Raw genomic sequence first — 9,764 nt, forward strand, 5'->3', positions numbered from 1 at the left:
CTCTTTTACGGCAGCCGACCAACGGTCGGCTCTACAGGTGCTCAGCCTTCGGCGAAGGTCCGCAGCGCCTCGCCTTCCATCCGGTACACGGTCCACTCGCTTTGCGGCTTTGCACCTGCGGCCTGGTAGAACGTGATGGCCGGTTCGTTCCAGTCCAGCACCGACCACTCGAAGCGCCCGCAGTTCTGCGCCACGGCGATGCGCGCGATGTGCTGCAGCAGCGCCTTGCCGGCGCCGCTGCCGCGGCAGTCCGGGCTGACGTACAGGTCTTCCAGGTAGATGCCGTTGCGGCCCAGCCAGGTGGAGTAATTGTAGAAGTACACCGCATAGCCGATGGCGTTGCCGTCGGCCTCGCAGATCAGGGCATGTGCCTTGGCATCGGGCCCGAACAGGCTGGCGCGGATGCCGTCCTCGTCGGTCTGCACCGAGGACTCGGCCTTCTCGTAGAGGGCCAGTTCGCGGATGAAGCGCAGGATCAGCGCCGCATCGTCAGCGGTGGCCACGCGGATGTTCACGGCAGCCACCGGCATGGCTCAGGCCCTCGCCTTGGCGACGTTGTGGCGCATCTGCGCGATCACGTCCTGGTAGCTGATCGGCGCGTTGAAGATCGCCGAGCCAGCCACGAACGCGTCGGCACCGGCAGCGGCGATCGCGCCGATGTTGTCGGCCTTCACGCCCCCGTCGATCTCCAGTCGGATGTCCCTGCCGCTGGCATCGATCTTCTTGCGCACTGCACGCAGCTTGTCGAGCGCCGAGGGAATGAACGCCTGGCCGCCGAAGCCCGGGTTGACCGACATGATCAGCACCAGGTCCAGGTCGTCCAGCACCCAGTCCAGGATGTCCACCGGGGTGGCCGGGTTGAGCACCACGCCCGGCTTGCAGCCCAGCGAGCGGATCAGCTGGATGGTGCGGTGCACGTGGCGGCTGGCCTCCGGGTGGAAGCTGATGTAGGTGGCGCCGGCCTCGGCGAAGTCCGGGATGATGCGGTCCACCGGCTCGACCATCAGGTGCACGTCGATCGGTGCGGTGATGCCGTGCTTGCGCAGCGCCTGGCAGACCATCGGGCCGATGGTCAGGTTGGGCACGTAGTGGTTGTCCATCACATCGAAATGCACCCAGTCCGCACCGGCGGCGAGCACGTTGTCCACTTCCTCGCCGAGGCGGGCGAAGTTCGCGGACAGGATGGAGGGAGCGATGATGCAGTTGGACATGGCCGGGGCCTTCGGTACGTGGAATGGGGCCGCGCGCGCTCAGCGCTTGCGCAGGGTCTTGATGCGGTCGTAGGCGGCGTTGAGCAGCCGTGACTTGCGCTCGGCCTGCTGGCGCAGCTCCGGGGCGGCGCCGACGACCTTGTCGGGGTGGTACTGGGAGATCAGCCGGCGGTAGGCCAGGTCGACCTCGGCGTCGGTGGCCTCGGAGGTCAGCCCCAGCTCGCGGTAGGGGTTTTCCTTGTTCAGGCGGAACCAGTCGGCGTCGAAGGCATGCCCGATCAGCAGGCCCACTACGGCACCAAACAGCGGATTGGGCCTGAACAGCAGGGCCCCGGCGATGAATCCGAGCAGTTTTCCGTACCAGCGCATGAGGGTCTGGGCGGCCGTGGCAACAAAGGAGCCTCATTTTACGTCACAGCGGGCCCAACCGGCTTTACACTAGGCCGCCCGCTGTCTGTGCGGGCCCTCAGGGTCCCTTGGACGGCTGTCATGACAAGCCCCAGGAGTGCCCGTGCCGACCACGTTGTTGCAATCCGATCTCCCCGGCCTGCCCTTGCGCCATCGCGGCAAGGTGCGTGATGTTTTTGACATTCCGCGCGACCGGCTCCCCGCCGGCACGCCGCCGGGGGACTACCTGCTGATGGTCGCGACCGACCGTCTGTCGGCCTTCGACGTGGTGCTGCCCGATCCGATTCCGGGCAAGGGCGAAATGCTCTGCCAGGTCTCCAATTTCTGGTTCGCCAAGACCGCGCACCTGATGCCCAACCACCTGACCGGCATCGACGTGGCCAGCGTGCTGCCCGACGGCGTCGATGCGGCGCTGTACGCCAAGCGCGCGGTGGTCACCCGCAAGCTCAAGCCGGTGCCGGTGGAGGCGATTGCCCGCGGTTACCTGATCGGCAGCGGCTGGAAGGACTACCAGCGCACCGGCAAGATCAGCGGCATCGAGCTGCCCGATGGCCTGCGCCAGGCCGAGCAGCTGCCCGAGCCGATCTTCACCCCGTCGACCAAGGCCGCCGTCGGCGACCATGACGAGAACATCGATTTCGATGCGATGGTCAAGACGGTCGGTGCGGACCTGGCCGAGCGCGTACGCGATGCCACCCTGCGCATCTACAAGTTCGCCGCCGATTACGCGCGCGAGCGCGGCATCCTCCTGGCCGACACCAAGTTCGAGTTCGGCACCGATGAAGACGGCCGCCTGTACATCATGGACGAGATGCTGACCCCCGATTCCTCGCGCTACTGGCCGGCCGACGAGTACGAGGTGGGCACCAGCCCGCCGAGCTACGACAAGCAGTTCGTCCGCGACTACCTGGAGACGCTGGACTGGGGCAAGACCGCCCCGGGCCCGAGCATTCCGGCTGAGATCATCGAGCGCACCCGCGCCAAGTACGCCGAGGCGCTGCAGCGGCTGGCGGGTATCTCGGTCGACTGACCCCCACTGCGTCCCCGGCCCCGCGCCGGGGACGCGGTTTTAGATGCCCGACGCCGACGGAATCGCCAATCCCCGGCCGGCCGGCCCCCACAGCGCTATGCTCTGCTGATCCTGGGAGGGAACATGGCCACCACCACCACCGTCGCACGCCCGATCGACCGCTACTTCGCCAGCTATTCCGACGACCACCGCAATGTGCTGAACCAGCGCATTCACGTGGTGGCCGTGCCGGCGATCCTGTGGTCGGTCGTGGCCCTGCTGTGGTGCCTGCCGCCGCTGATCACCTGGTTCCAGAACGGGATCTGGGCAGGGTTTGCGATGTTCGCCGCATGGTGTTTCTACAACCGGCTGTCGCGCCCGCTGGGCATCGGCATGCTGGGGATGCTGTTCGTGTTCGGCTGCCTGTGCCGACTGCTGGAGGCCGAGATCGGCCTGCATAACCTGCTGTGGACGGCGGTCGGGGTGTTCGTGGTGGCCTGGGTGGCGCAGTTCGTCGGCCACAAGTACGAGGGCCGCAAGCCCAGCTTCCTGACCGATCTGACCTATCTGCTGATCGGGCCGGCGTGGGTGCTGGCCAAGGCATATCGGCGGCTGGGCATTCGGTACTAGTCCCGCGCTTGGGGAGGGTCGGGTTGCCGGCCAGCGGCCTGCACTCCGCGGCCGTGCAACACCGACGGATTTTCCTGAACGAAATGGATGCTCACTGGCGCTCTACGGGGTGGCGTCCAGCATCGTCGTGCGCGGCGTTCGAAGGCAGGCAGCCGTTCATGTTCCTCGCCCCATGCGTGGCCCGCCAGCCCCTGCCGTTACTGGCGCCTGACCCGCGCGACGGGCCAGATACGGCAAAGTCACCATGGGACTTCCATACGGCGTTCAGCACTCTCGAATGGGCGCGCGACAGGGGCTGAAAAAATGAATCACGCACGTTACAAGCAATTGCTGGCGTATTCGGGTCTATCGGCAGCAATTGACTGCCTGTTAGACTAAACGGCCTGCTCGTGAATCCCGTATTCCCTGCATGAATCCCAGCCTGCTCCTGCTGCTCGCCCTGCCGTTCATCATGGCCGTGGCGGTCGCTTCATTCCGCCGCACCTCCCGCTCCACGGCCGCCTGGTTGGCCGCGGCCGCCCCGTTGGGCGGACTGGCGTTGCTGGCCACGATGACCCCCGACATCCTTGCCGGCGGGGTCGTACGCAGTTTCGGCCAATGGCTGCCGCAGATCGGGCTGGCCTTCTCGCTGCGCCTGGACGGGCTGGCCTGGATGTTCGCCGGGATGGTGCTGGCCATCGGCGCGCTGGTGGTGATGTACGCCCACTACTACCTCAGCGCGCGCGACAGCGCCCATCGCTTCTACTGCTACCTGCTGCTGTTCATGGGCGCCATGCTCGGCATGGTGCTGTCAGGCAACCTGTTGCTGTTGATGGTGTTCTGGGAAATGACCAGCATCAGCTCGTTCCTGCTGATCGGCTTCTGGTCGCACCGCCAGGACGCCCGCGAGGGCGCGCGGATGGCGCTGGTGGTCACCGGCGGCGGCGGGCTTGCCCTGCTCGGTGGCGTGCTGCTGATCGGCCGCATCGTGGGCAGTTTCGAACTGGATGCGGTGCTCGCTTCCGGCGATGCCATCCGCGCCAGCGCGCTGTATCCGTATGCGCTGTTCCTGGTGCTGGCCGGCATCTTCACCAAGAGCGCGCAGTTCCCGTTCCACTTCTGGCTGCCGCAGGCGATGGCCGCGCCTACCCCGGTGTCGGCCTACCTGCACTCGGCGACCATGGTCAAAGCCGGTGTGTTCCTGCTGGCCCGGCTGCATCCGGCACTGTCGGGCACGGATCTGTTCTTCTACACGGTCAGCGGGATCGGGGCGATCACCCTGCTGATCGGGGCCTGGAACGCGATTTTCCAGCATGATCTGAAGGGCCTGCTGGCCTATTCGACAATCTCCCACCTGGGCCTGATCACGATGCTGTTCGGGCTGTCGGCGCCGATGGCGGTGGTCGCCGGCGTGTTCCACATCCTCAACCACGCCACGTTCAAGGCCTCGCTGTTCATGGCCGCGGGCATCATCGACCACGAGACCGGCACCCGCGACATGCGCAAGCTCGGCGGACTGCGGCGGTTGATGCCGTTCACCAGCACGCTGGCGATCATCGCATCGCTGGCGATGGCCGGCATTCCGTTGCTCAACGGCTTCCTGTCCAAGGAGATGCTGTTCGCCGAAGCGCTCACCGCCGGTGGCCCGGAAACGATGCGCATGGCAATGTCGATCGCCGCGCTGCTGGCCGGCGTGTTCGGCGTGGCCTACAGCCTGCGCTTCGTGCACGACACCTTCTTCGGTGATGGCCCGCACGACCTGGACCGCGTGCCGCACGAGCCGCCGCGCTGGATGAAGGTGCCGGTGGAAGTGCTGGTGGTGGTGTGCGTGGCGGTCGGCGTGGCCCCGGCGATCACCATCGCCCCGGTGCTGCACGCCGCCGCCTCCTCGATCCTGGGCCCGGCGATGCCGGCCTACAGCCTGTCGGTGTGGCACGGCTTCAATACGCCGCTGATGATGAGCATCGCCGGGGTGATCGGCGGCATCGCGCTGTACTTCGGCCTGCGCCGCCTGATCGACCTGCACGCGGTGGTGACCCGCGCGATCGGCCGCAACCTGTTCCACAAGCAGCTGGACCTGGTGTTCGGCTTCGCCCACCGGCTGACCCAGGCGCTGGCCAACGGCAGCCTGCAGCGGATGCTGATGGCGCTGGTGGTGGTGGCGATCATCGTCGCGCTGGCCCCGTTCGTGGCCGATCCGGGCTCGCCCAACTGGCCCTCGCCGCAGCCACTGCCGCTGCTGGGCTGGACGCTGTGGCTGGTGATGATGGCCTGCGCGGTAAGCGCATTGTTCGTCTATCGGCAGCGTCTGCTGGCGGTGCTGGTGATGGGCGGGGTCGGGCTGATGGTGTCGCTGACCTTCGTGTTCCTGTCCGCCCCAGACCTGGCCCTGACCCAGTTGCTGGTGGAGATGGTCACCCTGGTGCTGATGCTGCTGGGCATGAACTACCTGCCCACCCAGTCGGCGCCGGAACATTCGCGCTGGCGCAAGCGCCGTGATGCGCTGATCGCGGTGATCGGCGGTGGCGGCCTGGCCGCGCTGGCCTACACCGCGATGACGCTGCCGCCCAACACCATGGCCGGCGAGCTGGTCGCGCGCGCCCTGCCCGAAGCCTATGGGCAGAACGTAGTCAACGTGATCCTGGTCGACTTCCGCGGCTTCGATACCTTCGGTGAAATCACCGTGTTCGGCATTGCCGCGCTGGTGGTGCACGCGATGCTGCGACGCTCACGCATGGCGCCGGAGCAGATCATGCCGGGCCCGCCGATCAAGCTGCCGGTGCCGGCCGATCTGGCCCAGATCATGTTCCCGCTCACGCTCACCGTCTCGATCTTCCTGTTCCTGCGCGGCCACAACGCGCCCGGTGGCGGCTTCATCGCCGGCCTGGTGCTGGCCGTGCCGCTGCTGATCCAGTACGTCATCCAAGGCACCACCTCGGTGGAGTCGCGGTTCGGCTTCGACTACATCCGCTGCATCGGTGCCGGCCTGCTGATCGCCATCGTCAGCGGCAGTGCCTCGATGCTGTTCGGCGTGCCGTTCCTGACCAGTGGGCACCTGGACCTGCATATCCCGCTGATCGGTGAGGTGCCGCTGGCCAGCGCGATCGGGTTCGATACCGGCGTGTACCTGGTGGTGTTCGGCGGGGCGATGCTGATCCTGTCGATGATGGGCACGATCAAGCCCTCGCGTACCCGCAACGCCCGCAAGGGCGAGATCGATCCCAACCGTCGTTCAGCAGAAACCGGGGAGATGCACTGATGGAACTGGCCCTGGCAAGCGCGATCGGCATATTGAGTGCGATCGGCATCTACCTGCTGCTGCGTGCGCGCACCTTCGACGTCATCCTCGGGATGACCTTCCTGTCCTACGCCACCAACCTGCTGATCTTCGCCGGTGGCCGCCTGGTGTCGGGCAAGGCGCCGGTGCTGCGTGAGGGCATCGACAGCGACCTGGGCAACTACACCGATCCGCTGCCGCAGGCGCTGGTGCTGACCGCCATCGTGATCGCCTTTGCGATGACCGCCGTCAGCATCGTGCTGGCCATGCGCAGCCGCAGCGACAACCACAGCGACCACGTCGACGCGCACGAAGAAGAGGCCGACGACGCCCCCGCCGATACCGCCCCCGGCCGGGAGGGCGGCGCATGAACCATGCGGTGATCCTGCCGATCCTGATTCCGCTGTTCGGCGCGGCCTGTTCGTTGTTCGTCGAGCACCGCCGCTATGGCCCCCGGGTGCAGCGCGCGGTGGCCTGGACCACGCTGACTGCGCTGGCCGCGGCGGTGGCACTGCTGTTCTTCCAGACCGCCGATGGCAGCATCGCGGTATACCTGCTCGGCGACTGGCCGGCACGGCTGGGTATCGCGCTGGTGGCCGACCGGCTGTCGGCATGGATGCTGGTGACCACGCTGCTGCTGGCCATTCCGTGCCTGCTGCATGCCTGCTCGGGCTGGGATCGGCGCGCACCGCATTTCCACGCGCTGTTCCAGTTCCAGCTGGTCGGCCTCAACGGTGCCTTCCTCACCGGCGACATCTTCAACCTGTTCGTGTTCTTCGAGGTGATGTTGATCGCCTCCTACGGCCTGCTGCTCAGCGGCGGGCGCGGCCTGCGCATGCGCATCGGCCTGCATTACGTGGTGTTCAACGTTACCGCCTCGACCCTGTTCCTGATCGCGCTCGGCCTGCTGTATGCCTCGCTGGGGTCGCTCAACATGGCCGAACTGTCCCAGCGCATCGCCGAAGTACCGGCCTCGCACCTGGTGCTGGTCAAGGCCACCATGGGTTTGTTGCTGCTGGTGTTCTGCAGCAAGGCTGCGCTGATGCCGTTGTACCTGTGGCTGCCCGAGGCGTATGCGCGCGCACCGGCCGCGGTGGCTGCGCTGTTTGCGATCATGACCAAGGTCGGCCTGTATGCGGTGCTGCGGGTCAGCACGCTGTGGTTCGGCGAGGATGCCGGCCCGATGGCCGGCTACGGCAGCGACTGGCTGCTGTGGGCCGGCGTGGCCACGCTGGTGCTGGGCGGCCTGGGTGTCCTGGCGGCCGCGCGCCTGCGGGTGATGATCTCCTACCTGGTGGTGGTGTCGGCAGCGACGCTGTTCATCGCATTCGCCGTGCGTACCCCGCAGGTGCTGTCGGCCGGGCTGTATTACCTGCCGCACAGTACCTTCGTGGCCGCCGCACTGTTCCTGATCGCCGACCTGATCCGACGCCGTCGGGGCGGTGCCAGCGACAAAAAGGAAATCATCGCGCCGATGCCCGGCAAGCAGACCCCGGCGGTGCTGTTCCTGATCGGCGCGGTCGCGGTAGCCGGGCTGCCGCCGCTGTCCGGCTTCCTGGCCAAGGCCGCGCTGCTGGCCGGGATGCCGGCCCAGTACACCGACGTGGTCTGGACCGCGGTGCTGGGCAGCAGCCTGATGGTGATCGTGGGTCTCACCCGTGGCGGCATCCGCCTGTTCTGGCGCGTGCCGGTGCAGGAGGAAGGTGTGCCGCCACCGCGCAAGGCGCCCACCCGCACCGTCGAACTCATCGCCGCCGCGCTGCTGCTCAGCTACGGCATCGCCATGAGCCTGTTCGCCGGCCCGCTGATGCAGCACACCGATGCGATGGCCAGGCAGCTGCTGCAGCCGAAGGAATACGTGGGTGAGCTGCGCGCCACCACGCCGGAGATCCGCCAGCCATGACGCACAAGCCTTCGCTGTACAAACGCGTGATTCCCTCGCCTTCGCTGAGCGTGATGGTGGTGGCGTTCTGGCTGCTGATGTCCGACAGCTTCACCGTCGGCCAGTTCGTGCTGGGCATGCTGCTGGGCCTGGTGGTGCCCCTGTTCGCCGCGCGCCTGGACCGCGAGTTCGCCCGCATCGGCTCGCTGCGGCCGGTGCCCAAGCTGGTGTTCGTGACGCTGTGGGACATCCTGGTATCCAACATCCGCGTGGCCATCCAGGTACTCGGCCCGGAGCGTCGCATCCACCCCGGCTTCATCTGGCTGCCGCTGGACATCGCCAACATCCACGGCATCGCCGCGCTGACCAGCATGATCACGCTGACCCCGGGCACGGTATCGGCGGCGTTGTCCGACGACCGCCGCTACCTGCTGGTGCACGTGCTGCACCTGGACGACCCGGACGAACTGATCGCGCAGATCAAGCGCCGTTACGAGGCCCCGCTGATGGAGATCTTCCCATGACCGGTTACACCTTCATCCAGACCACGATGGCCGTGTGCATGCACGTGGTCGGGCTGGCCATGCTGCTGGCCACCTGGCGCCTGCTGCGCGGCCCGACCGTGCCCGACCGCATCCTCGCGCTGGACACGCTGTCGGTGACGGCCATTGCCGAGCTGATGCTGTTCGGCATGTACCTCAACTCGGCGGTGTATTTCGAGGCGGCCTTGATCATCGCCATGCTCGGCTTCGGCAGTACGGTGGTGCTGAGCAAGTTCGTGCTGCGCCGGGATATCGTCGAATGATCACCTTCATCCAGATCGTGCTGTCGATCCTGCTGCTGTTCGGCTGCTTCTTCATCCTGGTCGGCGCGCTGGGCCTGGTGAAGCTGTCGACGTTCTTCAAGCGCCTGCACGCGCCGACCAAGGCCAGCACCCTGGGCGTGGGCTGCGTGCTGGTGGGCTCGGTCTGTTACCACATCTTCCTGGGTCAGGATCCGCAGCCGCGCGAGCTGTTGATCACCGTATTCCTGTTCATCACCGCACCGATCAGCGCACACATGATGGCCAAGGCGGCGCTGTCGCTGATGATGGAAAAGCGCCCGAGCCTGCCGGGGCATGAAACCGCCAAGGAAGAACAGTTGCCGCCGCCGCGACCGGAAGGCGATCAGGCGCCGTAATGAGGGAGACGGATAGGTTCCGGACCGGGATCGGATACCGGGCCGAACCCGCGTGGAACCGACCATTGGTCGGCCGCCGCCAATCCCGCGCGTAGAGCCGACCGTTGGTCGGCTGCACCCCAATCCCGCCCGTAGAGCCGACCGTTGGTCGGCTGCACCCCAATCCCGCCCGTAGAGCCGACCGTTGGT

11 protein-coding genes are annotated in these 9,764 nt (G+C 66.8%); 8 read left to right on the forward strand and 3 right to left on the reverse strand.

What is annotated here, in order from left to right; translation table 11 throughout:
- Window positions 1–41: 41 nt before the first annotated feature.
- Genes ACXJKH_RS09380 through ACXJKH_RS09390 form a run of 3 tightly spaced genes read right to left on the reverse strand, consistent with a single transcriptional unit; the run spans window position 42 to window position 1,580 of the window.
- Window positions 42–524, reverse strand: a complete 483-nt coding sequence (locus tag ACXJKH_RS09380) for an N-acetyltransferase family protein (protein WP_457319233.1) — start codon at window positions 522–524, stop codon at window positions 42–44.
- A gap of 9 nt (window positions 525–533) precedes the next feature.
- Window positions 534–1,211: a ribulose-phosphate 3-epimerase gene (gene rpe / locus ACXJKH_RS09385; protein WP_256776551.1), complete on the reverse strand. Its 678-nt coding sequence runs from the start codon at window positions 1,209–1,211 to the stop codon at window positions 534–536.
- Window positions 1,212–1,250: 39 nt separating this feature from the next.
- The gene (locus ACXJKH_RS09390; RefSeq protein WP_256776550.1) at window positions 1,251–1,580 is read right to left on the reverse strand and encodes a J domain-containing protein; all 330 of its coding nucleotides are present in this window, start codon (window positions 1,578–1,580) and stop codon (window positions 1,251–1,253) included.
- 142 nt (window positions 1,581–1,722) lie between these two features.
- Here ACXJKH_RS09390 and ACXJKH_RS09395 point away from each other — a divergent pair, with 142 nt between their 5' ends.
- The 8 genes from ACXJKH_RS09395 (at window position 1,723) to ACXJKH_RS09430 (ending at window position 9,575) form a co-directional block, all read left to right on the forward strand.
- Window positions 1,723–2,649 (forward strand): phosphoribosylaminoimidazolesuccinocarboxamide synthase, encoded by a 927-nt coding sequence (locus ACXJKH_RS09395; RefSeq protein ID WP_457319230.1) that lies wholly within the window; start codon window positions 1,723–1,725, stop codon window positions 2,647–2,649.
- Between the two features lie 123 nt (window positions 2,650–2,772).
- On the forward strand, window positions 2,773–3,258 hold the full coding sequence (locus ACXJKH_RS09400) for an Mpo1 family 2-hydroxy fatty acid dioxygenase (RefSeq protein ID WP_312235910.1): 486 nt from the start codon (window positions 2,773–2,775) through the stop codon (window positions 3,256–3,258).
- Window positions 3,259–3,667: 409 nt separating this feature from the next.
- Complete coding sequence (locus ACXJKH_RS09405) at window positions 3,668–6,496, forward strand: monovalent cation/H+ antiporter subunit A (protein WP_457319231.1); 2,829 nt, start codon at window positions 3,668–3,670, stop codon at window positions 6,494–6,496.
- Complete coding sequence (locus tag ACXJKH_RS09410; RefSeq protein ID WP_256777751.1) at window positions 6,496–6,885, forward strand: Na+/H+ antiporter subunit C; 390 nt, start codon at window positions 6,496–6,498, stop codon at window positions 6,883–6,885. Before ACXJKH_RS09405 ends, ACXJKH_RS09410 begins: the two co-directional genes overlap by 1 nt.
- On the forward strand, window positions 6,882–8,417 hold the full coding sequence (locus tag ACXJKH_RS09415; protein WP_457319232.1) for a monovalent cation/H+ antiporter subunit D: 1,536 nt from the start codon (window positions 6,882–6,884) through the stop codon (window positions 8,415–8,417). Before ACXJKH_RS09410 ends, ACXJKH_RS09415 begins: the two co-directional genes overlap by 4 nt.
- Window positions 8,414–8,920, forward strand: a complete 507-nt coding sequence (locus ACXJKH_RS09420; protein WP_256776543.1) for a Na+/H+ antiporter subunit E — start codon at window positions 8,414–8,416, stop codon at window positions 8,918–8,920. Before ACXJKH_RS09415 ends, ACXJKH_RS09420 begins: the two co-directional genes overlap by 4 nt.
- Window positions 8,917–9,201, forward strand: coding sequence for a K+/H+ antiporter subunit F (locus tag ACXJKH_RS09425; protein ID WP_256776542.1), 285 nt, complete (start codon window positions 8,917–8,919; stop codon window positions 9,199–9,201). The genes ACXJKH_RS09420 and ACXJKH_RS09425 overlap by 4 nt, the downstream gene beginning before the upstream one ends.
- On the forward strand, window positions 9,198–9,575 hold the full coding sequence (locus tag ACXJKH_RS09430) for a Na+/H+ antiporter subunit G (RefSeq protein WP_256776541.1): 378 nt from the start codon (window positions 9,198–9,200) through the stop codon (window positions 9,573–9,575). Before ACXJKH_RS09425 ends, ACXJKH_RS09430 begins: the two co-directional genes overlap by 4 nt.
- Window positions 9,576–9,764 lie beyond the last annotated feature (189 nt).

This window comes from Stenotrophomonas sp. P5_B8, from assembly GCF_054049855.1.